The organism is Haloferax denitrificans ATCC 35960 (genome assembly GCF_000337795.1).
GTDB lineage: Archaea > Halobacteriota > Halobacteria > Halobacteriales > Haloferacaceae > Haloferax > Haloferax denitrificans.
In genome coordinates this window covers 35,220-56,697 of the sequence record NZ_AOLP01000019.1, presented here as the reverse complement: position 1 = coordinate 56,697, position 21,478 = coordinate 35,220, and the positions used below count along the sequence as shown (strand labels likewise).

The following is a 21,478-nucleotide window of genomic DNA, read 5'->3' as shown; positions in this document are numbered from 1 at the left end:
TCGCGGACGACGGCCGCGGGCGGTCCCGCGGTCGGCGCTGTGTTTCTCTCAGTCGTTGGACTGCGCGAGGCGCTCTGCGCCGCCGACCGAGAGCTCGCCGCTGAGGGTGCGGTTCGGGTATGGGATGTCGATTCCCTCCTCGTCGAACCGCTCTTTGACGGCGGTGACGTACTCGCCGCGGGTCTTGACGAAGTCGGCGCGGCTGGGCTGTGAAATCCAGATGCGCGACTTGAGCGTGACCGACGAGTCGCCGAGTTCGGTCAGTCTGACCGACGGCTCGGGCGTCGTCATGATGCCGTCGTGGGCTTCGGCCTCGTCGAGGATGATGTCGGTCGCCTGCTGAATGTCGTCGTCGTAGCCGATGCCGAACGGCACCTGCAGGCGGAGTTTGTCCTTCGCGACGGGGTTTTTGATGACGCCGTCGGTGAGCTGTGAGTTCGGCACGGTGAGCAGTTCGTTGTCGAACGTGCGAACCCGCGTCACGCGGAAGGAGATGTCTTCGACGACACCGGAGTTACCGTCCCATTCAATCCAGTCGTTGATGCGGAACGGCTTGTCGGTGAAGATGAAGATGCCGGCGACGAAGTTGGCGATGACGTCCTGCATCGCGAAGCCGATTGCGAGCGTCGCGGCCGCGCCGATGGTGGCGAGCGACTGCAGGATGTTGCCGAGGCCGGCGAACGCGAACCCCGCGCCGAGCGCGACGAACGCCACGACGAGGGTCGCGATTTTCATCAGGGGCTTTTTCGCGTGCTCGTCCGCCCCGCGTCGGTCGAGGACGCGATTGAGCGCGGACGAGACGACGGCCTTGCCGACGATGTAGACGACGGCGAAGCCGACAACGAGGCCCAAGAGCGTCCCGAGCGTCTCGGCGTACGGGACGTTCTGCTGGGTGAGGAGCCGGCCGACGGCTCCGCCGTCACCCTGCAGTTGGAGTGGGAGTGCGAGCGCGTTCATCGATGGAAAACCGCTGTCTTCCCCCTCGTCTCTATCAGTTCGGCGTTCACCCGCTCGGCGAGGTCGGCGGCCGCCTCGTCGACCGTCGTGCCCCCGAGCGCCGCCCGGAGGAACTTCGCTTTCACGAGGTTCCGGTCGGCCAGCTGGTCGTTGAGTTCGCCGACCACCGATTCGATTCCGCTCTTACCTACCCAGACGGTCACGTCGAGGTCGTGGGCCTCCTTTCGAAGCTCCTGCGTGTTCATGCGTGGCCTCCACTATGTGCCGGAGGGCTTCAATAGTAAGGCTTTGACGGCCGTTTGGTTGTCGTGCACACGCGAGAACGAGCCGATTCTGCCGGAACCGCCGCAGGGCGGTCAGTACGGGTAGCGTTTCGTCGCCCCGCAGTCGCATCTGACGACGACGTGACCGCCGGCGCGGGTTCGGACGCGGGCGTTGACGCCCGGGCGGAGGTAGGCGTCGCAGTCGTCGCAGGTGAACCGGCGGAACGCCTTCGGGAGGCCACAGCGGTTCCGCTCCGCGACGCGACGGGCGAGGCGGACGTACTCGCGGGCGCGCTCGTGGTCGCGGTCGCTCGCCGCCTCGCGGGCGAGGGCGTGGAGTCGGTCGATGCGCTCCTCCGCGATGTTCATACACGTTCGGGCGAGCGGCCCGGACAAAGACGTTCCGAACCGCGGCGCAGGGCCGACGCCGGAGGACCGAAGCCGGTACTGTGATACCCCGCCCCGAAAAACGGCGACTGTGCGCGTCCTGAACTACCTCGAGTTCGCCTCGCAACTCGACCGTAGCGGCATCGGCACCGCCACCGACCAACAGCGGGCGGCGCTCGCCACGACCGACGTGGAGGTCGTCACCTCCCCGTGGCCCGAGTCGGTCGCCGCGGGTGCCGCGAGCGCCCTGCGGGGCGACGGGGTCGTCCGCGACTACGACGTGGCCCACTGCAACCTCATCGGCCCCGGCTCGCTCGCCGTGGCCAGACACGCCAAGCGGAACGACATCCCGCTCGTCCTCCATTCGCACGTCACCCGCGAGGACTTCGCCGAGAGCTTCCGCGGGTCGACCGCGGTCGCCCCCGCCCTCGGGAGGTACCTCAAGTGGTTCTACTCGCAGGCCGACGTGGTGCTCTGTCCGTCCGAGTACACGAAGCGAACCCTCGAATCCTACCCGGTCGACGCGCCGATTCGCCCCGTCTCCAACGGCGTCGACACCGAGGCGCTGGCGGGATTCGAGGACCTCCGCGACGAGTACCGAGCCGAGTACGACCTCGACGGGATGACCGTCTTCACCGTCGGCAACGTCTTCGAGCGCAAGGGCCTGACGACGTTCTGCACGCTGGCGCAGGAGACCGACTACGACTTCGCGTGGTTCGGCCCCTACGACACCGGCCCGCACGCCTCGAAGAAGGTGCGGTACTGGGTCGAAAACGCCCCGGAGAACGTCGCGTTCACCGGCTGGATAGACGACATCCGCGGCGCGTTCGGCGCGGGCGACGTCTACCTCTTTGCGACGAAAAACGAGAATCAGGGCATCGCGGTCCTCGAAGCGATGGCCTGCGGGAAGGCGGTCGTCCTCCGCGACATCCCGGTGTTCGAGGAGTTCTACACCCACGGCCACGACTGCCTGAAGTGTTCGACCGACGCGGAGTTCCGCCGGGCGCTCGACCTGCTCGCCCGCGACCCCGACCTCCGGCGGCGACTCGGCGAGAACGCCCGCGAGACGGCCGCCGAACACAGTCTCGACCGCGTCGGCGACAGGCTCGTCGAGACGTACGAAGACGCGCTGGCCGGGCGACTCGAAGGCTGACTGGCGAGATAACCGGCCATCGGTACGCAACAGACACGATAACACACGACATTCCTGCGGGAAGTCACAACGGTTTATCCCGTCGGGGTCGCACGAACGGCCATGCAGTCGGTCGCCGCGTTCACTGACACGTACTTGCCGACCGTCAACGGCGTCTCCTACACGATTCAGACGTGGCGGGAGCGGTGGAACCGCCGCGGCGGCCGCATGGACGTGGTGTTCCCGGCGGACGACGACTACGACCCCGAGCCGGGCGAGTACGGCGTCAGAAGCCTCCCGTTCCCGTTCTACGAGGGGGTTCGAATCGGCGCGCCGCGGATTCCGGGAGCCGTCGACGACGTGGATGTCGTCCACGCCCACACCCCGTTCGGCCTCGGGCTGGCCGGGCTTCGACTCGCTCGGCGGCGCGACCTCCCGCTCGTGGCGACCTACCACACCCCGACCGGCGAGTACGCCGAGTACCTCAGCTCCGTCGGCGCTATCGAGCGCGGCGTCGAGCGCACCGCCGAGCGCTACGAGCGGTGGTTCTTCGACCGCGCCGACGCCGTCATCGTCCCGAGCGAGGACGCCGAGCGCCGCCTCGTCGACGAGGTCGGCGTCGAGGCCGAAATCGTCGTCCTCTCGAACGGCATCGACGTCGAGCGGTTCGAACCGGTCGCGGGCGACGACTTCCGCCGCCGCTACGACCTCGGGGACGGGGACCTCATCGGCTACACGGGCCGACACGGCTACGAGAAGCGCCTCGACGAACTCGTCCGCGCCGGGGCCGACCTCGACGCGACGCTCGTCTTCGGCGGCGACGGCCCCGCCCGCGACGAGCTGTCCGCCCTCGCCGACGACCTCGGCGTTGACGCTCGCTTCCTCGGCTTCCTCGACCGCGAGGAACTGCCGGCGTTCTACTCCGCGCTCGACGTGTTCTGCTTCCCGAGCCCGGTCGAGACGCAGGGGCTCGTCGCGCTGGAGGCCAACGCCTGCGGGACGCCCGTCGTCGGCGTCAACGAGGGCGCGCTGGAGGACACCGTCCTCGACGGCGTGACCGGCTACCACTACGAGTCCGGGGACTTGGAGGGCTTCCGCCGCGGGATTCGGCGGGCGCTCGCGGAGCGCGAGGCACTCAGCGCGCGCTGTCTCGACCGCCGCGACGAGGTGAGCGTCGACCGCTCCGTCGACCGGCTCGCGGCGCTCTACGACCGGGTGGCGTCGGAATAAAACAGCGGGACCGACTGCGAAACCGCGTCAGTCGCGGTCTTCGAGCGCGTCGGCGATGCGGCGCAGTTCGCGGTTCACGTCGCGGACCTCGTCGCGGAGCTGTCGGACCTCGCGGACGAGCTGTTCGTCGCTTCCGCTTCCCTGCTCGGGGTCGCGCGGACCGCCGCCCATGCTTCCGGGGCCGCCGCCCATGCCGCCGCCACCGCCCATGCCGCCGGGGCCGCCGCCGCCCATCATGCCGCTCATCATCTGCGCGAAGGGGTTGCCGCCGCCGCCCATGCCGCCGGGGCCGCCGCCGCCCATCATCTCTTCGGGGTCGGGGCGTTCGCCTTCCTCGCGCTCTTTCTCGCGGCGCTGTCGAATCTCTTCGACCCGCTCGCGGAACGACTTCTCCTCTTCGCCGTCGTCGCCCTCGTCGGGCGTCTGCGTCTCGTCTGCGGGTTCGTCGTCAGCCATGAGAGCGGATTGGCCGTCCTCCCGGAAAGTGCTGACGGTCTCTGAAATTCGTGACCGCTCACCCGAACGCGCCGAGGCTCGACTGGAGGTCGCGGTCGGTCCCGCCGTCGTCGAGTTCGTGGCCGACGAGGTCGCGAAGGTCCACCGCGTAGGTCGTCCCGCGGTGGTCGAGGACGAGCACGCGCCCCTTCACGCCGCGGACGGTTCCCGTGGCGACAGTTTCTGCGACCGGCGAGCCGTCGAGGTCGAGGTCGAGGCCGTAGTCGAACGCGAACGTCTCGATGGGGTCGAACTCGGAGACGAGCGCGTCCCACGCCGCGGCGTCGACCGACCGGCCGAACCCCTCGATTTTGGTCGGGACGCGGACGCGGTCGGGAATCTCGGTCGCCAGTTCGGCTTCGTACTCGCGGGCGAGGCGTCCGTCCGAGAACGTCCGGACGTGGGCCGCGCGGTCCGCGCCCTGCTCGCGCAGGCGGGTGTCGAGTCGCCATTCGCGGGTGACGCCGACCTTGAACGTGTCCGGGGCGAACGCGGCGAGGTAGACCGCGTGGTCCTCGTAGCAGTCCATCTCGTCTTTCAGGCACGTCCCGGTACATTTCGCGCAGACCCACGTGTGGCGGTGGTCCGAGCAGTACGGCGCGCGGTCGTTGTCGCAGGCGACGTGGCGGTCGTCGTGAATGGTGCCCGCGCAGTGGCGGTCGCCGAGGCGGTAGTCGAGTTCGGTGCCGGGGGCGAGCGCGACCGAGTCGATGCCGCCGCTCGCGCTCACGAACAGCGCGGGGGTTCCGGTATCGTAGCCGACGACCTGCACGCTCCGGGGTAGGGAGTCGCGGTAGAAAGGTGGCTCGCTCCGGGAGCGGGCCGCGGGGTCTGCCGGGCGTCGCCCCGGGTGTCGGCGTTGGTCGTGGTTGTCGGGCTCGGTTGTCTGCCGCGGTTATCGGCCGCCGTTACTCGCACTCGGCGCGAAGCTCCTCGGCGAGTTCCTCGGCGGCGCGGCGGACGGCCTCGTCGCTCGACCCGTCCGGCTCCCAGCCGAGCGCCGAGAGCTTCTCGATGGACAGCCGCATCTTCGGCACGTCGCCGGTCCAGCCGCGGTCGCCGCCGGTGTACTCGAACTCGGGGTCGAGGTCCAGCACGTCGGCGACGATGTCGGCGATGGTCGTCACCGAGGTTGTCGTCCGCGTGCCGAGGTTGTAGACGTTGTAGTCGCGGTCGGCGTGTTCGACGACGTGGCACATCGCGTCGATGCAGTCCTCGACGTGGAGGTAGGACTTCTCTTGGCGGCCGTCGCCGAGGATTTCGAGCGTCTCGGGGTCTTCGAGGAGCTTCTCGATGAAGTCCGGGATGACGTTGCCGCGCTGGTTCGGGCCGACGATGTTGGCGAAGCGGTACATGTAGACCGTGAAGTCGTAGGAGTGGGCGAACGTCGAAAGCAGGCCCTCGTCGGCGAGCTTGGAGGAGCCGTAGATGCTGATGGGTTCGAGGGGGGCGTAGTCCTCGGGGGTCGGCCGCGGGGCCTCGCCGTAAACCGTCGACGAGGAGGTGAAGGCGATGTTCGACACGCCGACCTCCTGCATCCGTTCGAGGACGTTGTAGGTCATCTCGGTGTTCTCCTCGAACAGCTGTCGGGGGTTGCCGTAGTTCGTGTCGGTGTAGGCCGCGAAGTGGAAGACGATGTCGAGGTCCTCGGTGACGGCCTCGGCGACGTCGTCGGCGTCGGTCATGTCGGCCTGTACGAACTCGACGCCGTCGGGGACCTGCTCGCGGACGCCCTTCGAGAGGTCGTCGGCGACGACGACGTGGTTGTCCTCGGAGAGGCGCGCGGCGAGGTGAGACCCGACGAGACCTGCGCCCCCGGTCACGAGGACGCGCTTGTCGGAGAGTTCCAGCGACATGGCACAGATAATTCGGCCGAGTGATAAGTCCGTTTCCCCTCGGGACCGCGGTCGGGCGTCGGCGGTCGCCCGCGACCGTCGTCCGCGACGACCGCCAACCCGCCGTCCCGTCTCCGCCCACTCCGCCGCCCGCGTTCCGAAAGCACCACTTTCCCCCGCCGTCTTCGGAGAGACATGCACAACGAACCCGAGGTCGCCGTCCTCCGGTACGGACACCGACCGGGGCGCGACGACCGGATGACGACGCACGTCGGCCTGACGGCCCGCGCGCTCGGCGCGGACCGGGTTATCCTCCCGGACAACGCCGGCCACTCGATGGAGACGGTCGAGGACATCACGGGCCGGTTCGGCGGCCCCTTCGAGGTCGAACTCACCGAGGCGCTCAACGGCGTCATCCGCAACTGGGAGGGGAAGGTCGTCCACCTCACGATGTACGGCGAGCGCGTTCAGGACGTGGAAGCCGACATCCGCGAGGCGCACGCCGAGGAACCGCTTCTCGTCGTCGTCGGCGGGGAGAAGGTCCCCTTCGAGGTGTACGAGGGGGCCGACTGGAACGTCGGCGTCACGAACCAGCCGCACTCGGAGGTCGCCGGCCTCGCGGTGTTCCTCGACCGCCTGTTCGACGGGCGCGAACTCGACCGCGAGTGGGAGGACGCCGAAAATCGGGTGGTTCCGATGGCGACGGGCAAGAAAGTCGTGCCGGCCGACGAGGAGTAATCGGCGCGTCGGCGCGCCCGCTGGCGGTTCTCCACTGTCCGGGAGTAATAAGACTTAATGGCGTTCCTGACGCCATTTCGCACAATGGCTTTTGAGGAGTTACTGAACGACCCTGTTATCCAGAAGTACCTCCACGAGTTGGTCGGGCCAACCGGGATGCCGGTCGCGGCGGCACCCCCGGACGGCGAGGTCACCGACGAGGAACTCGCCGAGGAACTGCGGCTCGAACTCAACGACGTGCGACGCGCGCTGTTTATCCTCTACGAGAACGACCTCGCGTCGTATCGTCGCGTCCGCGACGAGGACTCCGGCTGGCTCACCTACCTCTGGACCTTCCACTACGAGAACATCCCCGAGAACCTCGAAGAGGAGATGTACCGCCTCCTCGACGCGCTCGAAGAGCGCCTCGACTACGAGCGCAACCACGAGTTCTACCTCTCGGAGCCCGCCGGCATCCGCTTCGAGTTCTCCGAGGCGATGGAACACGGCTTCCAGTGCCCCGAGACGGGCGCGCAACTCGAACCGATGGACAACGACGACCTCGTCGACGCGATGGAGCGACGCATCGAAGAGCTTCGCGACGAGCTCAACGTCGAAGTGACGGGGACGAACTGAATGGTCGTTCTCGCAACGAAATGCTACATCGACGGTGACGCCCGCGAGCGGGCGCTCGACAGCCTCACCTCGCTCGTCGCCAACGACATCGGCGACCTCGACGTCGAGTACGACATCGGCGTCCGCGACGACGGCTTCATCTCCGTGACGGTCTCCGGCGACGACGAGACGGTCGCGCGGAACGTCCTCCGCGAGGAGTGGGGCGAGGTCACGCCGCACCTGTCGGCCGGCGAGACCTACGTCGGCACCCTCGAACACTGGGACGACGACGGCTTCGTCCTCGACGCGGGCATCGAAGTGCGCATCCCGACCGAGGAACTCGGCCTCGGCCGCGGCTCCGCGACCCAGGTTCGCGACCGCTTCGGCCTCGTCCAGCACATGCCGCTGACGTTCGTCTACGGCGGCGACGAGGGGCCCTCGCGGCTGGCCGACGAGCAGATAGACCGCCTCTACGACTGGACCCGCGGGAGCGGTCGCGTCAACGTCAACAGCGCGACCCGCGGCGAGGTCCGCGCGACGGTCAACCGCGCCGGCCACGCGAAGGACATCGTGACCGTCGAGCGCCTCGGCCTCCTCGAACAGAGCATCGTCTGCCGGGACGAGACCGACCCGCCGGGCCTCCTCGCGAGCATCGGCTCGTACCTCCCGTCGGAGCTGAAGTGCGTCATCGGCCAGTAAGAGGATGAACAGGCGACTCCTCGTCGGCATCGCCGTGCTCGCCCTCCTCCTCGTGACCGCCGGCTGTCTCGGCGGCACCTCCAGCGTCTCGAACGACCGGCTCGACGCCGCGCCCGACGGCGACTACGCGTGGTCCGCGGAGACCGACGCGCACATCACGGTACAGGAAAACGGCCGGTTCCGCGCTGTCTACGAGGTGAACAGCTCGTCGGTCGAACTCTACCGGTTCGACGGCTTCGGCAGTCGGACGCCGCTTTCGGTCGAGGCGGTCCGCTACCGCTACGAGAACGGGACCGTCGTCAACGGGACCGAACTGAAGGCCCGCGGCGGCGACGTGACGCAGAACGACCGCATCACGAACGTCACGCTCCCCGCGGACGCCGAGAGCGACGGCAAAATCGCGTTCAGTTCGCCCTCGACGCCCAAGCGGTTCTCGCTTCCCGTCTTCGTCGAGGGGAGCTACGAGGTCGTCCTGCCCGCGGACCGCCGCGTCGACTTCCCGGTATTCGGGTCGGTCCGGCCGTCGGGCTACGACACCGAAGTCGTCGACGACCGGCTCCACATCCGGTGGGACGAGGTGACAGACGGGAACGTCGTCGTGCAGTTCTACCTCCAGCGCGACCTCGGCATCTTCGCGGCCGTCGCGGCCGTCTCGGTGCTGGTCGGCGGCGCGGGGATACTGTACTACCGCCGGCAGATTCAGGCGCTCCGCGACCGCAGGCAGGAACTCGGTCTGGACGTCGAAGACGACGACCGCTGAGAGACGGGTTCAACCGCGGCGTCGGTCGGCCGACCGGTTCGCCGGGTTCGCCGGTGTGAACGCTTTTTTGCCTCGCAACCCGCTAGCTCGGGGTATGCAAGTCGCCGTGGTCACCGTCGGGGACGAACTCCTCGCCGGCGACACCGTCAACACGAACGCCGCGTGGCTCTGCGAGGAACTGACGGCGCGGGGCGTCTCCGTCGAGCGCGTGACGACGGTCCCCGACCGCGTCGCCGACATCGCCCGCGTGGTCAACGAGTACCACGCCGAGTACGACGCCGTCGTCGTCACCGGCGGGCTGGGACCGACCCACGACGACGTGACGATGGAGGCCGTCGCGGCCGCGTTCGGGCGCTCGCTGGAGCGCAACGCCGACGCCGAGGAGTGGCTGGAGGCCAACGGCGGCTACTCCGCGGCCGACCTCGTGGAGGGGACGACCGACCTCCCCGCGGGGTCGCGGATGCTCCCGAACGACGAGGGCGTCGCGCCCGGCGCGGTCGTCGGGTCGGTGTACGTGCTCCCCGGCGTCCCCGGCGAGATGAAAGCCATGTTCGCCCGCGTCGCCGACGAGTTCGACGGCGAGCGGACTCACGTCCGGTTCGTCCACACCTCGGAGCCGGAGAGTTCGCTCATCGAGCGGTTCGAGGCCGTCCAATCGGCGTTCGACGTGACCGTCGGGAGCTACCCCGGCGACCACGTCAGAATCAAGCTCGCCGGGGCCGACGAGGAGGCGGTCGAATCGGCGGCCGCGTGGCTCGAAGCGCGCGTGGACCTGTACGAAGAATAGGGTCGGTCGGCCGACGGTCAGCGCTGGAGGTACCAGAGCCACCCGGCGGTCATGAGGATACCCACGAGAAGCACGGTCGCGGCCGTCTCCGAGGTCGGCAACACCTGCTCGCTGGCTGATAGCGGAATCATAGGTGACAGTTCCCACGTCCGGTTCTTAAACGGTGAGGTTCTGGCGACAGTTGTCGCGGCGCGAGCGTCCGCGAATCCGTGGGGCCAACCCGGTCGCTTCTCGTCGGCTCCCCTCTCGTCGGCTACCGCGTCGCTTTTCCCCCGGGCGCGGGTTCGTTCAGTCATGCGAATCGGTGTCGCCGTCAACCCCGTCGCGGGGATGGGCGGCCGGGTCGGCCTGAAGGGAACCGACGGGAAAGTCGCGGAGGCCAGAGCGCGCGGCGCGGAGCCGCGGTCGCCCGAGCGGGCGCGACGGGCGCTCGTCCGACTCTTCGAGGCCGCCCCCGAGGCGGAACTACTCGCGTGGGGCGGCGAGATGGGCGCGGCGGCCGCCCGAGACGCCGGCTTCGACCCCGAGGTGCTCGGCGAGCCGTCCGGCGACGAGACGAGCGCGGCCGACACCGTCGCCGCCGTCGAGGCGTTCGTCGACGCCGACGCGGACCTCGTGTTGTTCGTCGGCGGCGACGGCACCGCGGCGGACGTCGCCGAGGCGCTCGACGGGACCGACGTGCCGATGCTCGGCGTCCCCGCGGGCGTGAAGGTCTACTCCTCCGTGTTCGCCGTCTCACCGGAGGACGCCGCCCACGTCGTCACGTCGTTCGAGCGGACCGAGGCCCGCGAGGTCATGGACATCGACGAGGACGACTACCGCGCCGGCGAGGTCAGACCGGAGCTTCGTGCGGTCGCGCACGTCCCCGTCGCCGAGGACCTCCAATCGTCGAAACAGACCGGCGGCGGCACCGTCGAGGCGCTCGCCGCGGGCGTCGCCGACGACATCCGCGCGACGACGGGCGTCACCTACGTCCTCGGCCCCGGAAGCACCGTCGGCGCGGTGAAAACCGAACTGGAAATCGACGGGTCGCCGCTCGGCGTCGACGTCTACCGCGACGGCGAGGTGCTCGCCCGCGACGCGACGGAGGCCGACATCCTCGATAACCTCGGCGAGGAGAACGTTATCGTCGTCACCCCCATCGGCGGACAGGGGTTCGTCTTCGGCCGCGGCAACCCCCAGCTCTCGCCGGCGGTGATTCGCCGCTGTGACGTGTCGGTCGTCGCCTCCCGGTCGAAACTCGACGCGATTCCGGTCCTCCGGGTCGACACCGACGACCCCGACCTCGACGCCGACCTCCGCGGGTGGACGAAAGTCCGGGTGGGCCGCGTCGAGCGCCGGATGATGAAAATCGAGTGAGCGGCGCACGCCGGTCGCGGCGACCCGCCGCGCCAACGGAAAAATCGAGCGAGAGACCGTTTCCGTCGGCCGTCTCGTCAGTCGTCCGCCGGTGCCTGTCGTTTCGTGATGTACTCGACGATTTCGTCCGTTTCGGCCTTGAAATCGCCGAGGTCGGTCTCGTTCCCGTGGAGCACCGTCGAGAAGTACTTCGTGTCGGCGGCGAGGTTGACGGCCTCTCTGAGTTCCTCGTCGGTGACGCCGCTCAACCGCGCTTCCTCGGTGTGGAAGTAGGTGCAGTACGGGCAGTTAGTCGCGGCCGCGACGCCGACGCCGATGAGCGCCTTCTCTCGCCCGGACAGTTCGGTGTCTTCTCCCAGATTGAGGTCGCGGAAGAGCCCCCAACTGTGTTCGCTCGCCGGCTCTGCCACGTCCTCCATCCAACTCGGGACCTGGCCGAGCATCCCCTCCATCTCTTGTCGTGTGGCTTTCGATACCATCTCTCTCCCCTCCACCTCCGCTATCCCGTAGCCTGGAGGCGCTTATTACGACGTTCCGAAGCAGTAAAGTTATGAATATGCTGAACGAGTATAATCTACTCGCATCGACGACGTTCCGTCGAAACGCGCGGTTAATACGTCGCTCTTCGCGACGGTTCGCCGCCCGGTCGAAGCCGAGTGACGCAACTGATTTAATATTTTGAATCATGTACAATGACACCTGCAACCCATTATTCACAGAGGGTGTAATATAGTGAGATTTAAGGTCATTGGATGGGTTCTGACTACCATGGAGACCCGGAAAGTCCAGCGTCTCGGTCCCTCCACGCTGGCGATGACGCTTCCAGCGGAGTGGGCCAAGGAACACAACGTCGAGAAGGGCGACGAGGTGACCATTCGGACGAGCGGTAAGGGAACGCTGACCGTTCTCCCCGAATCGGTCAACACCGAAGATTCGAAGGCGACGATTCGCGCCGACAGTCTGAACGCGGAGGCGCTCGAACGCGCCATCGTGGCGCAGTACGTCCTCGGACGGCGCGTCATCCACATCGAGAAAAGCGAGGGCGCGCTCGATTCGGACCACATCAACGCCGTCTACAAGGCCGAGACCCAGCTCATGGGCCTCGGCGTCATCGAGGAGACGCCAGAGCGAATCGCGATTCGCTGTTCTGTCGACGCGGAGGACTTCACCCTCGACAACCTGCTCGAACGCCTCGAAAACACGGGCAGTACGATGCGCGGCGAGGCCGTCAAGGCGCTCGCCCACGGCAACCCAGACCTCGCCCAGCGGGCGCTCAACCGCGAGCGACAGGCGAACAAGATTTTCGTCCTCCTGCTTCGGCTCATCTTCACGTCCTACCAGAACCCCAACCTCGCGCGGGCGGTCGGCCTCGACTCCGGCTTCCCGCTCATCGGCTACCGCTCGGTGGCGAAGAACCTCGAACTGACCGCCGACAACGCCGAGGACATCGCCAACATCGTCATGGACGCCGAGGGCCACACCATCGACGTCGACCAGTCGACGATGCGGCGCATCCGCGAGTTCACGGACCACGTCGACGAGATTACGACGACCGCGGTGCGGGCCGTCGTCGAGCGCGACTACGACCTCACCATCGAGTGCCGAGAGCTGTTCCGCGAGATAAGCGACCGCGAGCGCGACATCCTCAACGACCTCCCGGAGATGGAAAACCAGAAACTCCTCCAGATTCGCGAGGTGCTCGTCAGCCTCCAGCAGACCGCGCAGTACGCGATGCGGAACGCCGAAATCGCGTCGAACCTCGCGCTCAACGAGGAGTCCGACCACGTCACGATAGACTGAGGAACCGAAAAGCGGCCGCGGCCGCGGCCGTCTCGCTCAGTCGGCGACGACTTCCATCGCCTCGTTGTTCTCGGTCTCGGACGACTCTTTTTCGCCCGTCAGCGGGTTCCGACTGGCGATGCGGCAGTCGAACCCCGGATGCTCGCCGAAGTGCCGGAGTATCATGTGGCGGCGCGACCCGGTGATGCCGGTGCGACCGATGTCCTCGGCGGTAAAGCGCTCGGGGAGGCGGTCGTACAGGCGGCGCAGTTCGTCGAAACTGGTGAACACCTTCGCGTTGCCGGTGGAGTCCGCGCCGCGGCGGGAGACGACGTAACTGCCGTCCCGGCGGTACTCGCCGGCCGTGCGGAAGAACTCCCGTTTCTCGGTCAGCGCCGAACCGATGGCCTCCTGCAGGTCGGCGGCGGCGTCTCGGGACAGTTCACAGGACTGGTCGCCAAAGGAGACGACGATGGTTTCGTCGTCGCTCTCGACGGACACAGGGTTCTCATTACGGGAGAAGAACTCGATCAGGAGCGTGGGTACTCCGTGTCATATCATCGAGTATCGTAGCCGAGGGTAAAGAGTTGTCGGCTGAGTCAGGAATCACCGAAGATTTCTCGGCGAATCGGGGCCGTCGAACGGCGGTTCGACGAGCGTCCCGCGGGCGGTGTGGCCCGGCCGCTACAGCAGGCCGTCGTCGGTCGTCGTGGTCTCGCCGTCTGACGACGTCGTCGTTGCGGTCGTCGTCGTGGTTGTGGGTGCGGCCGTCGCGGTGTCTGTCGAAGTCTCGGTTGCGGTCGCGGTCGAGATGGTGGTCGCGGTTTCCGCGGCCGTCTCGGTCGCCGTCGTCTCAGTCGCTGTCGCCGTTTCGTCCGCCGTCTCGTTTCCGCCCGACGCCGCCTTGTTTCCGAAGATGTCCGTCTCGAACGTCTTCTCGTAGGTCAGCGGGTCGAGGGGGACGCGAAGCGTCGTGCCGCCGGCGTCGAGGTTCGCGTAGAAGTCGATGCGCAGGTCGGTCGTCTGGTCGCGTTCGAGGTGCGTGACCCACCAGTCGTCGAGCCTGTCGTTTTCGATGTGGGTCGTCGCCTCGATGGTCTCCGTCGACTGCGGGGAGATGACGTACTCGGAGTTCGTCGTCCCCTCGCCGACGTCCACGTCGTTCATCGAGATGTCGTAGCCGAGTTCGGAGACCGCGACCGGGTACGGCTTGGGGTTGTGGACGACGAACGTGAGTTCGAGCGCCGTGCGCTCGTCCGTGGACTCGCCCCACTCGGCTTTCGTCTCGTTGACGTACAACACGGGGTCGGAGACGACCGGCGACTCCGCGTTTATCTCGCGGGTCTCCGTGGAGTTGAACGCCGACAGCAGGTCGGTGTCGATGCTCCGGGTAATCTCGGGCGCTTCGAAGGTCCGCCCGAGCGTCTCAGAGGTGACGGTGGCATTCACGGCGAGGTCGGTGTGTTCGCCGTTCTGGATGTGCGAGACCCACCACTGGGGGATGCGCTCGTTTTCGAGCGTCGTCCGGAGCGGGACCGCCGAGGTCCCCTGTCCGACTGAGACGCCGTCCTTCTCGCCGGTCGCCATCCGAATCCCGTTCATCTCGACGCCGTAGTCGACTTCGAGCCCGGTGAGGTTCGCCGAAAGCGGGTTGGGGTTCGAGACGTACAGGTCGGTCTCGATGACCGTCGCCGTCTCGTTGACGCCGGCGAATCGATTGTCGACCCGGTCGACGCTCGGCGCGCCGATGACGCCGGCCGCGTACGCCCCGCCGACGCCGGCCGCGACGAGCACCAGCGCGACGAGTGCGATACGGAGTTTGCCGCCGAACAGCGCGGATGTCAGTCCCATCGTTGTGGACACACGAGACTAGTGGTACATATGTCGAACGGCCGAGCGCGACGCCGGTTCGTGGGACCGTACCGCACGCACTTTCGCCCCCGTCAGGTCGCCCCACGGCAGGCGGTGTCGAATGAACTAAGTGCGCACCCGCGAAGGTCGGAAACATGGAAACCAAGACGGTGCAATCCGACAAGTCCATCGGCTTTGCGGCGTTGTTCGGCGTGCTCACGCTCGTCGGCGCAGGGCTGATGGTCGCCGGACCGGACCAGTTGACGAAGGCGCTCGGGTTCATGGTGGCGATTATCGCGGCCTCGCTGGCCGTCTCCGGCGCGCATCTGTTCCAGTAATTATCGACGCTGAGGAACACGGGTAACCGTTAATAACGCCCATTCCCTAGACGGTCCGAGGATGACTGAGTACACCGACGAGGAACAACGCATTCTCGCCTATCTCCGCGACAGCGTTAGCCGCGGTGAGGGCTACTTCCGGGCGAAGAACATCGCCGAGGCTATCGGTCTCACCGCGAAACAGGTCGGGTCCCGCCTGCCGCGACTGGCCGAGAAGTCCGAGGACGTCGAAATCGAGAAGTGGGGGCGCGCCCGCTCGACGACGTGGCGCGTCACCCGAAGCTGAAGCGATTCCACGGCTTTTTACTGTGGAGGTGTGATGGTATCTCATGACCGTCCGCGTGAAACGAACGTTCGAGTTCGACGCTCCCGGCGAGCGCGTCTGGGAGTTTATCGCCGACCCGGCCAAGCGAGCGGGGGCTATCAGCGTCGTCGACCGCTTCGACGTGGCCGACGACGGCCGCCACGCGACGTGGTATCTCGAACTCCCGATTCCGCTCGTCCGTTCGACGGTGACCGTCGAGACGGAAGACATCGAGGTCGACGAGCCGACCCACGTCAAGTTCGTCGGCAAGTCGCGGGTGATGCGGGTGACGGGCGAACACACTATCGAAGAACACGACGGCGGGAGCCGACTCGTCAACGAGTTCACCGTCGACGGCCGACTGCCCGGCGTCGAGACGTTCTTCGAGCGCAACCTCGACCGCGAACTCGACAACCTCGAAGCGGCGCTCCGACGCGAGTTCGAATCGACCGCTTGAGACCGGCGACCGGGACAGCGAGAACCGTGTTCTCACGGGGTATGAGAACGGGTGTTGCGGTGGGTTTATACATCGCGGCTCCTTAGCGAAAGTCGCCGACGCAATAGGCGCTTTTCTCGCCAGTCGTCGGCGACTCCACATCCGCCGCACCCGCCGCAACGTTTCGGGGTCCGTTGCGGCATCCGAAACGGCGTGGCCACGTCGTTTCGCGCTCCCAAGCCCGGTGGGAGCGCACTCCCCTCGTCTCACTTCGCCAACTGGTGACACGAGATTCGGCGGGAGGCGAATTCGCCTCCGCCTTTTGACGACCGCTTCGCTCCGAGCGACAGCCCCGTCGTGCCCCGACGGCGGCCGACCGACGGCCCGAGAGCGCACGCTTCTTTCCTCCGGACCTCGTGGAGCCACCATGACCGAGACGATTCGAGGCGACGTACTACACGACATCCCGCCGGACGAACTCGACGACGAGGACCTGTCGCCCGAACTCCGGGCGCTGGCCGACTCGCGGCACGTGCTCGTCATCAGAAAGGGCGGCCATCCCTCGATGCTCGACCTCGTCTGGGCGTTCGTCCGCCGCGACCCCATCGAGGCGGTGACCGTCGTGACGGACCGCCCGGCCGAGGAGGACGAGGAGGTTACGCTGACCGTCGAGGGGACGGACATGCCCGGCGTCTACGTCACGGCGGACGCTCACGGTGAGAAAGAGTCTGCGGACGGCGGGTGAAACGACGGAACGAAAACGTGGGGACAGATGCGGGGCCGCGGTGGGTGACCGACCTTACTCGTCTTGTTTGGTCTTGATGTCCGCCGAAAGGCCCTGCGCCATGCGAATCTCCTTGGAGTTGTTGAGCGTCCACGCGGTGCGCTCGGTGACGGCCTCGATGATTTCGCGGGCCGAGGGGTAGCCGTTGCCGGACTTCTTCACGCCGCCGAACGGGAGGTGGACCTCCGCGCCGATACACGGGAGGTTGCCGTAGGCGAGGCCGACCTCGGCGTGGTCGCGGAAGTAGTTTATTTGGCGGTAGTCCTCGGAGATGACGGCACCGGCCAGCCCGTAGTCGGTGTCGTTCTGAATCTCGACGGCGTCCTCGATGTCGCCGGAGTACTTCAGCAGGGCGACGTGGGGGCCGAAGACCTCCTCGTGGGTACAGCGGAGGGCGTCGTGGGGGTCCGCCTCGTAGACGAACGGCCCGACCCAGTGGCCCGCCTCGTGGCCCTCGGGAATCTCGTCGTCGTCGAGTTCGGTGCGGTCGACGAGGACGTTCACGCCCTCTTTCTCCGCGAGTTCGTTGTACTTCGTGACCTTCTCCTTGTGGCCCTCCTCGATGAGCGGCCCCATGAACGTGTCCTCGCGGAGCGGGTCGCCGACCGAGACGTTCTTCGCGTTCTCGACGAAGCGCTCCTTGAACTCGTCGTAGACGTCCTCGTGGACGACGATGCGCTCGGAGGAGACACAGCGCTGGCCGGTGGTCTTGAACGACGACATCGTCGCGGAGTGGACCGCGATGTCGAGGTCCGCCTTCTCGGTGATGACGATGTTGTTCTTGCCGCCCATCTCGCACGCGGCGAGCTTGCCGGGCTGTTGGGCCACCTTGCTCGCGACCTCGTGGCCGACCTCGGCGGACCCGGTAAACAGCACGGAGTCGACGCGCTCGTCGTCGACGATGCTCGCGCCGGCGTCGCCGAAGCCCTGCACCATGTTGAACACGCCGTCGGGGATGCCGGCGTCCTCGAACATCTCGGCGATAATCTGGCCGCACCACGGCGTCTGCTCGGCGGGCTTCCAGACGACGGTGTTGCCCTCGACGAGCGCGACGGCCATGTGCCAGAAGGGGATGGCCACGGGGAAGTTCCACGGGGTGATACAGCCGACGACGCCGCGGGGCTTGCGGCGCATGTAGGCGTCCTTCGCGGGAATCTCGGAGGGAATCACGTCGCCTTTGGGGTGGCGGGCGTCGCCCGCGGCCCACTCGACCATGTGGTACGCCTCGATGACGTCGGCGCGGCCCTCGGAAATCTCCTTGCCGCACTCCTTGGTGACGACCTCCGCGAGCTCCTCCGTGCGGTCGCGCAGTTCGTGGTAGATGTCCCAGAGGTACTCTGCGCGCTCGATGTGGGAGAGTTCGCGCCACTCCTCGTACGCCTCGTCGGCCGCGGCGGCCGCCGCGTCGATGTCCTCGGGCGTGCCGCGTCGGAACGTCCCCAGCGACTCGCCCGTCGCGGGGTTCGTGCTCTCGAACGTCTCGTCGCCGGTTCCGTCCGTCCACTCGCCGTCGATATAGTGCCGATATTCGTCTTCCGCCATATGACTCTAGAGTCACGACTAAGATTAATAACCCCGGACCCTCCCATGGAAGGGCCACGTCCGAGTCGACGCGTCACCGCGACGCCGCGTGACCACAGACAACATCTTACGTAACGACGTGTTACCCGGTGTATGAGCGAGCGCACGTCAGGTGAAGGTACGCGCCTCACGCTCGACCTGTGGCATCCGAACTGTTGGGCCATCGAATCGACCAGCGAGTACGACGGCGGCATCCTCGCACACGCCATCTACGACGCCCCCACCGCGGGCGTCGAGCGGTCGAACGGACTGTTCACCGCCTACGGCGAGTCGCTCGACGAGGTCGAGACGCTCCTCGACGTCATCGCCGACTCGGACCTCACGGGCGAGGTGTTGGAACTCCAAGAGCGGTTCGACTCCCGCGGGAAGCACGTCGCGCCCGGCCCGGTCGCCCGCGAGTTCTTCCTTGAGTACGACCCGAGCGACATGATGTGTCCGGAGCTACTCAAGCAGGGCTTCGTCCACAGCGCCCCCACGCAGATAGAAAACGGCCGCGAGCGGTGGGAGGTCTGGTTCGCGGGCGCGCGCGAGGAGATACAGCCGAGCATCGAGACCGTCATGGACGAGACCGGCGCGGAGATTCGCGTCGCCTCCATCTCCACGTCCGAGGGCGCGGAACCGGAGCGCAGTCGGCGGCTCGACACGCTCACCCGAAGCCAGCGGCAGGCGTTCGAACTCGCGCGCGAAGAGGGATACTACCGCTGGCCCCGCGAGGTATCGACCCGCGAACTCGCCGCCGAGATGGACATCTCGAAGACGACGCTCCTCGAACACCTCCGCAAGGCGGAATCGAAACTGCTCGACCCGCAGTAGCGCGGGACGAATCGAGGGGTCGGTCCCGGCTCAGATGCCGGCGACGGCCCGGAGCGCGAACAGCGCGTTCGACTTCCGCTCGCGGACGCGCCGGTAGAAGTAGGAGAACCACTTGTCGCCGTAGGGGACGTACTGCCACATCTCGATGTCGGCGGCCGCGAGGTCGCGCTGGCCGTCCTCGCGCACGCCCATGAGCATCTGCACCTCGTAGGGCGTTCCGTACTGTTCGTGGAGGCGGCGGGCGTGCGCAATCATGTGCGGGTCGTGACTGCCGACCGCGACGCCGTCGTCGAACTCGGTGAACATCTGTTCGAGGAGGTCCCTGTACACCTCGTCGACCTTCGACTTCTCTTTGTGCGCGATAGACGCCGGCTCGTTGTACGCGCCCTTGACGAGGCGGACTTTCCCCGGCACGTCGGCGAGGCGTTCGAGGTCGTCGGGCGTGCGTTTCAGGTTCGCCTGCACGCAGACGCCGACGTTCCCGCCCGTCCGGTGGCCGAGGTCGTCGACGGCGTCGAGGGTCACGTCGGTCGTCTCGTGGTCCTCCATGTCGACCCAGACGAACACGCCCTCGGCGTCCGCGGCGTCGACGATGCGGTCGAGGTTCTCCCGGAACGCGCGGTCGCCGACGTCGAGACCGATTTGCGAGGGCTTCACCGAGACACAGCCGTCGAGGTCCGTCGCGCCCAGTTGACGGACGAGGTCGACGTACGCGTCGGCGTCGGCGTCGGCGGCCGCCCGGTCGGTGTAGTGCTCGCCGAGCAGGTTCAGTATCCCCGCGATGCCGTCGCGGTTCAGCGACTCGACGTGCGAGACCGCCCCGTCGGCCGTCTCGCCCGCCACGAAGTTGTTCGCGATGGGGGGTATCATGCCCCGCTATTGTGAGACACCTACCCTAAAGAGAGACCCTACCAAATCATTCTGAAAAATATTGGTGAAATAATCCGTTGACGCTCGTTTCGTCCGACGGAGTCCGCGGCCCCGACCATGGACGGTTACAGGTATATTTAGGATAATTGGAGAGGAATGTTTGTTATGTCACCGCACGACATGGACCGCAGAACGCTACTGAAACTGTCTGGACTCTCGCTCGTCGGAGCGACCGCCGGCTGTCTCGAAGGGGAGGAAGAAGAGACCACCGAGGCGACGACCACCGAAAGCGGCGGTGGCGGCGGAGAGACCACCACGACCACCGAGGAAAGCGGCGGCGGCGAATCGTCGTACACCATCGGCATGGTCGACTCGCTCACCGGGTCGCTCGCGCCGTACGGCGAGCGCAACACCCGCGGCCGCGAACTCGCGCTCGCCGCCGTCAACGAGGTCGGCATCGGCTCCGAGGGCGCCTCTCTGAACATCTCCATCGAGGACGACGAGAGTACGAACCAAGGCGGCGTCAACGGCGCACAGAAACTCGTCAACCAAGACGGCGTCCCGCTTCTCATCGGCTCTGTCGGCTCGGGCGTCTCCATCGCCATCCACGACAGCGTCACCAACGACGCCGGCGTCGTCCAAATCAGCCAGAACAGCACGAGTCCCGAACTCACGACGCGGCCGGAACTGCTCCGCATGAGCCCCTCGGGGGCCGCGAAGGGGCAGGCGCTCGCCAGCCTCGTCAGCGACGACGGCCACGACACCGTCGCGGTCACGTGGATTAACAACGACTACGGGACGGGGCTGTCCGACGTGTTCGCCGAGACGTTCGAGTCCGAGATCGGCGGCACGGTCGCCTACAACGAGCCCCACGACCAGGGCCAGTCGTCGTATAGCGGCATCCTCACCGAGATGGCCTCGACCGACGCCTCGGCGTGGATTTTCCTCACGTACGCGAACGAGTACACCGTCATGGTCAACGAGGGGTTCGACCAGGGCTACAACACGTCCGTGGACTACTACGGCGCGGAGTCCACCGTCGCCGACTCCATCATCGAGAACACGCCCGCGGGCAGTATGGACGGGATGAAGGGCATCACCGAGAGCGCCCCGCAGGACCAGGAGAACTACCAGAACTTCGTCTCCGCGTTCGAGGAGAACTACGACGCGACGCCGACGGTCTGGTCGGCGTACGCCTACGACGCCGTGACCGTCGCGGCGCTCGCAATCGAGGCGGCCGACGAGTTCACCGGCGAGGCGCTGTCGTCCGTCGTCCGCGACGTGACCCGCCCCGAGGGCGAGGAGGTCTTCAACTTCGAGGAGGCCGCGGCCGTCCTCCGCGACGGCGGTTCACCGAGCGACATCAACTATCAGGGCGTCAGCGGTCCGGTCGACCTCGACGAGAACGGCGACCCGCCGGGCTACTACCAGATTTACAGCGTCGAGGACCACGAGTACGTGTTCGGCGACTACATCACGAGCTAAC

General features: G+C 67.0%; 26 protein-coding genes. 15 read left to right on the top strand and 11 right to left on the bottom strand.

Translation table 11 applies throughout. The features are described 5' to 3' along the window. Positions 1–48: 48 nt before the first annotated feature. The 3 genes from C438_RS16545 to C438_RS16535 all read right to left on the bottom strand — a co-directional run bounded on the left by C438_RS16545 (position 49) and on the right by C438_RS16535 (position 1,589). On the bottom strand, positions 49–957 hold the full coding sequence (locus tag C438_RS16545; RefSeq protein ID WP_004970847.1) for a mechanosensitive ion channel family protein: 909 nt from the start codon (positions 955–957) through the stop codon (positions 49–51). Further along, the gene (locus C438_RS16540) at positions 954–1,202 is read right to left on the bottom strand and encodes a YhbY family RNA-binding protein (RefSeq protein WP_004970846.1); all 249 of its coding nucleotides are present in this window, start codon (positions 1,200–1,202) and stop codon (positions 954–956) included. Before C438_RS16540 ends, C438_RS16545 begins: the two co-directional genes overlap by 4 nt. A 111-nt stretch (positions 1,203–1,313) precedes the next feature. Next, positions 1,314–1,589 (bottom strand): ribonuclease P protein component 4, encoded by a 276-nt coding sequence (locus C438_RS16535; protein WP_004970845.1) that lies wholly within the window; start codon positions 1,587–1,589, stop codon positions 1,314–1,316. 109 nt (positions 1,590–1,698) lie between these two features. On the opposite strand from C438_RS16535, the gene C438_RS16530 reads away from it, so the two are divergent. Then, positions 1,699–2,760: a glycosyltransferase family 4 protein gene (locus tag C438_RS16530; RefSeq protein WP_004970844.1), complete on the top strand. Its 1,062-nt coding sequence runs from the start codon at positions 1,699–1,701 to the stop codon at positions 2,758–2,760. Between the two features lie 102 nt (positions 2,761–2,862). Continuing rightward, the gene (locus C438_RS16525; RefSeq protein WP_004970843.1) at positions 2,863–3,969 is read left to right on the top strand and encodes a glycosyltransferase family 4 protein; all 1,107 of its coding nucleotides are present in this window, start codon (positions 2,863–2,865) and stop codon (positions 3,967–3,969) included. A 27-nt stretch (positions 3,970–3,996) separates the two neighbouring features. Here C438_RS16525 and C438_RS16520 read toward each other — a convergent pair whose 3' ends face one another. The 3 genes from C438_RS16520 to C438_RS16510 form a co-directional block, all read right to left on the bottom strand. Next, the gene (locus tag C438_RS16520) at positions 3,997–4,425 is read right to left on the bottom strand and encodes a hypothetical protein (protein ID WP_004970842.1); all 429 of its coding nucleotides are present in this window, start codon (positions 4,423–4,425) and stop codon (positions 3,997–3,999) included. A gap of 58 nt (positions 4,426–4,483) precedes the next feature. Beyond that, positions 4,484–5,236 (bottom strand): DUF2797 domain-containing protein, encoded by a 753-nt coding sequence (locus tag C438_RS16515; RefSeq protein ID WP_004970841.1) that lies wholly within the window; start codon positions 5,234–5,236, stop codon positions 4,484–4,486. A gap of 136 nt (positions 5,237–5,372) precedes the next feature. Continuing rightward, positions 5,373–6,320, bottom strand: coding sequence for an NAD-dependent epimerase/dehydratase family protein (locus tag C438_RS16510; RefSeq protein ID WP_004970840.1), 948 nt, complete (start codon positions 6,318–6,320; stop codon positions 5,373–5,375). Positions 6,321–6,494: 174 nt separating this feature from the next. Here C438_RS16510 and C438_RS16505 point away from each other — a divergent pair, with 174 nt between their 5' ends. The 6 genes from C438_RS16505 (at position 6,495) to C438_RS16480 (ending at position 11,236) form a co-directional block, all read left to right on the top strand. Next, on the top strand, positions 6,495–7,037 hold the full coding sequence (locus tag C438_RS16505) for a tRNA (cytidine(56)-2'-O)-methyltransferase (protein WP_004970839.1): 543 nt from the start codon (positions 6,495–6,497) through the stop codon (positions 7,035–7,037). Between the two features lie 84 nt (positions 7,038–7,121). Beyond that, on the top strand, positions 7,122–7,652 hold the full coding sequence (locus tag C438_RS16500; RefSeq protein ID WP_004043767.1) for a transcription factor: 531 nt from the start codon (positions 7,122–7,124) through the stop codon (positions 7,650–7,652). Continuing rightward, positions 7,653–8,330, top strand: a complete 678-nt coding sequence (locus tag C438_RS16495; RefSeq protein WP_004970838.1) for a DUF2110 family protein — start codon at positions 7,653–7,655, stop codon at positions 8,328–8,330. It abuts the gene before it with no gap. A 4-nt stretch (positions 8,331–8,334) separates the two neighbouring features. Beyond that, entirely contained in the window at positions 8,335–9,090 is a 756-nt protein-coding gene (locus C438_RS16490; protein WP_004970837.1) for a DUF5803 family protein, read from the top strand. A 94-nt stretch (positions 9,091–9,184) separates the two neighbouring features. Beyond that, positions 9,185–9,877 carry a competence/damage-inducible protein A gene (locus tag C438_RS16485; RefSeq protein WP_004970836.1) on the top strand — a complete coding sequence of 231 codons (693 nt, stop codon included), beginning with the start codon at positions 9,185–9,187 and terminating at the stop codon, positions 9,875–9,877. Positions 9,878–10,171: 294 nt separating this feature from the next. After that, positions 10,172–11,236, top strand: a complete 1,065-nt coding sequence (locus C438_RS16480) for an ATP-NAD kinase family protein (RefSeq protein WP_004970834.1) — start codon at positions 10,172–10,174, stop codon at positions 11,234–11,236. A 77-nt stretch (positions 11,237–11,313) separates the two neighbouring features. On the opposite strand, the gene C438_RS16475 is transcribed toward C438_RS16480, so the two are convergent. After that, complete coding sequence (locus tag C438_RS16475) at positions 11,314–11,688, bottom strand: carboxymuconolactone decarboxylase family protein (RefSeq protein ID WP_004970833.1); 375 nt, start codon at positions 11,686–11,688, stop codon at positions 11,314–11,316. 316 nt (positions 11,689–12,004) lie between these two features. Here C438_RS16475 and C438_RS16470 point away from each other — a divergent pair, with 316 nt between their 5' ends. After that, a complete protein-coding gene (locus tag C438_RS16470; protein ID WP_004970831.1) occupies positions 12,005–13,036 on the top strand; it encodes a phosphate signaling complex PhoU family protein in 1,032 nt (343 codons plus the stop codon). Between the two features lie 36 nt (positions 13,037–13,072). On the opposite strand, the gene C438_RS16465 is transcribed toward C438_RS16470, so the two are convergent. After that, the gene (locus C438_RS16465; RefSeq protein ID WP_004970830.1) at positions 13,073–13,516 is read right to left on the bottom strand and encodes a DUF7528 family protein; all 444 of its coding nucleotides are present in this window, start codon (positions 13,514–13,516) and stop codon (positions 13,073–13,075) included. A gap of 183 nt (positions 13,517–13,699) precedes the next feature. Beyond that, entirely contained in the window at positions 13,700–14,866 is a 1,167-nt protein-coding gene (locus tag C438_RS16460; RefSeq protein ID WP_004970829.1) for an LEA type 2 family protein, read from the bottom strand. Positions 14,867–15,021: 155 nt separating this feature from the next. Between C438_RS16460 and C438_RS16455 the strand changes: the two genes are divergently transcribed. The 4 genes from C438_RS16455 (at position 15,022) to C438_RS16440 (ending at position 16,689) form a co-directional block, all read left to right on the top strand. Continuing rightward, a complete protein-coding gene (locus tag C438_RS16455) occupies positions 15,022–15,204 on the top strand; it encodes a DUF7525 family protein (RefSeq protein ID WP_004970828.1) in 183 nt (60 codons plus the stop codon). A 61-nt stretch (positions 15,205–15,265) separates the two neighbouring features. Beyond that, positions 15,266–15,490 carry a DUF7123 family protein gene (locus C438_RS16450; protein WP_004043755.1) on the top strand — a complete coding sequence of 75 codons (225 nt, stop codon included), beginning with the start codon at positions 15,266–15,268 and terminating at the stop codon, positions 15,488–15,490. 43 nt (positions 15,491–15,533) lie between these two features. Further along, a complete protein-coding gene (locus tag C438_RS16445) occupies positions 15,534–15,965 on the top strand; it encodes an SRPBCC family protein (RefSeq protein WP_004970827.1) in 432 nt (143 codons plus the stop codon). A 406-nt stretch (positions 15,966–16,371) separates the two neighbouring features. Beyond that, positions 16,372–16,689, top strand: coding sequence for a DUF7526 family protein (locus C438_RS16440; RefSeq protein WP_004970826.1), 318 nt, complete (start codon positions 16,372–16,374; stop codon positions 16,687–16,689). A gap of 54 nt (positions 16,690–16,743) precedes the next feature. Here the strand turns inward: C438_RS16440 and C438_RS16435 are convergent, their stop codons facing one another. Then, positions 16,744–18,270 (bottom strand): aldehyde dehydrogenase family protein, encoded by a 1,527-nt coding sequence (locus tag C438_RS16435; RefSeq protein WP_004970825.1) that lies wholly within the window; start codon positions 18,268–18,270, stop codon positions 16,744–16,746. A gap of 132 nt (positions 18,271–18,402) precedes the next feature. Here C438_RS16435 and C438_RS16430 point away from each other — a divergent pair, with 132 nt between their 5' ends. Next, on the top strand, positions 18,403–19,122 hold the full coding sequence (locus C438_RS16430) for a helix-turn-helix domain-containing protein (RefSeq protein WP_004970824.1): 720 nt from the start codon (positions 18,403–18,405) through the stop codon (positions 19,120–19,122). A gap of 30 nt (positions 19,123–19,152) precedes the next feature. On the opposite strand, the gene C438_RS16425 is transcribed toward C438_RS16430, so the two are convergent. Next, positions 19,153–19,992 (bottom strand): proline dehydrogenase family protein, encoded by an 840-nt coding sequence (locus C438_RS16425; protein WP_004970823.1) that lies wholly within the window; start codon positions 19,990–19,992, stop codon positions 19,153–19,155. Positions 19,993–20,172: 180 nt separating this feature from the next. Here C438_RS16425 and C438_RS16420 point away from each other — a divergent pair, with 180 nt between their 5' ends. Continuing rightward, the gene (locus C438_RS16420) at positions 20,173–21,477 is read left to right on the top strand and encodes an ABC transporter substrate-binding protein (RefSeq protein WP_004970822.1); all 1,305 of its coding nucleotides are present in this window, start codon (positions 20,173–20,175) and stop codon (positions 21,475–21,477) included. The last annotated feature ends 1 nt before the right edge of the window (position 21,478 follow it).

Excerpts from the sequence above, each read along its gene's own strand:
- C438_RS16545 (WP_004970847.1), bottom strand. The coding sequence starts at position 957 with ATGAACGCGCTCGCACTCCCACTCCAACTGCAGGGTGACGGCGGAGCC.
- C438_RS16540 (WP_004970846.1), bottom strand. The coding sequence starts at position 1,202 with ATGAACACGCAGGAGCTTCGAAAGGAGGCCCACGACCTCGACGTGACC.
- C438_RS16535 (WP_004970845.1), bottom strand. The coding sequence starts at position 1,589 with ATGAACATCGCGGAGGAGCGCATCGACCGACTCCACGCCCTCGCCCGC.
- C438_RS16525 (WP_004970843.1), top strand. The coding sequence starts at position 2,863 with ATGCAGTCGGTCGCCGCGTTCACTGACACGTACTTGCCGACCGTCAAC.
- C438_RS16520 (WP_004970842.1), bottom strand. The coding sequence starts at position 4,425 with ATGGCTGACGACGAACCCGCAGACGAGACGCAGACGCCCGACGAGGGC.
- C438_RS16510 (WP_004970840.1), bottom strand. The coding sequence starts at position 6,320 with ATGTCGCTGGAACTCTCCGACAAGCGCGTCCTCGTGACCGGGGGCGCA.
- C438_RS16505 (WP_004970839.1), top strand. The coding sequence starts at position 6,495 with ATGCACAACGAACCCGAGGTCGCCGTCCTCCGGTACGGACACCGACCG.
- C438_RS16500 (WP_004043767.1), top strand. The coding sequence starts at position 7,122 with ATGGCTTTTGAGGAGTTACTGAACGACCCTGTTATCCAGAAGTACCTC.
- C438_RS16495 (WP_004970838.1), top strand. The coding sequence starts at position 7,653 with ATGGTCGTTCTCGCAACGAAATGCTACATCGACGGTGACGCCCGCGAG.
- C438_RS16490 (WP_004970837.1), top strand. The coding sequence starts at position 8,335 with ATGAACAGGCGACTCCTCGTCGGCATCGCCGTGCTCGCCCTCCTCCTC.
- C438_RS16485 (WP_004970836.1), top strand. The coding sequence starts at position 9,185 with ATGCAAGTCGCCGTGGTCACCGTCGGGGACGAACTCCTCGCCGGCGAC.
- C438_RS16480 (WP_004970834.1), top strand. The coding sequence starts at position 10,172 with ATGCGAATCGGTGTCGCCGTCAACCCCGTCGCGGGGATGGGCGGCCGG.
- C438_RS16475 (WP_004970833.1), bottom strand. The coding sequence starts at position 11,688 with ATGGAGGGGATGCTCGGCCAGGTCCCGAGTTGGATGGAGGACGTGGCA.
- C438_RS16470 (WP_004970831.1), top strand. The coding sequence starts at position 12,005 with ATGGAGACCCGGAAAGTCCAGCGTCTCGGTCCCTCCACGCTGGCGATG.
- C438_RS16460 (WP_004970829.1), bottom strand. The coding sequence starts at position 14,866 with ATGGGACTGACATCCGCGCTGTTCGGCGGCAAACTCCGTATCGCACTC.
- C438_RS16455 (WP_004970828.1), top strand. The coding sequence starts at position 15,022 with ATGGAAACCAAGACGGTGCAATCCGACAAGTCCATCGGCTTTGCGGCG.
- C438_RS16450 (WP_004043755.1), top strand. The coding sequence starts at position 15,266 with ATGACTGAGTACACCGACGAGGAACAACGCATTCTCGCCTATCTCCGC.
- C438_RS16445 (WP_004970827.1), top strand. The coding sequence starts at position 15,534 with ATGACCGTCCGCGTGAAACGAACGTTCGAGTTCGACGCTCCCGGCGAG.
- C438_RS16440 (WP_004970826.1), top strand. The coding sequence starts at position 16,372 with ATGACCGAGACGATTCGAGGCGACGTACTACACGACATCCCGCCGGAC.
- C438_RS16435 (WP_004970825.1), bottom strand. The coding sequence starts at position 18,270 with ATGGCGGAAGACGAATATCGGCACTATATCGACGGCGAGTGGACGGAC.
- C438_RS16430 (WP_004970824.1), top strand. The coding sequence starts at position 18,403 with ATGAGCGAGCGCACGTCAGGTGAAGGTACGCGCCTCACGCTCGACCTG.
- C438_RS16425 (WP_004970823.1), bottom strand. The coding sequence starts at position 19,992 with ATGATACCCCCCATCGCGAACAACTTCGTGGCGGGCGAGACGGCCGAC.
- C438_RS16420 (WP_004970822.1), top strand. The coding sequence starts at position 20,173 with ATGGACCGCAGAACGCTACTGAAACTGTCTGGACTCTCGCTCGTCGGA.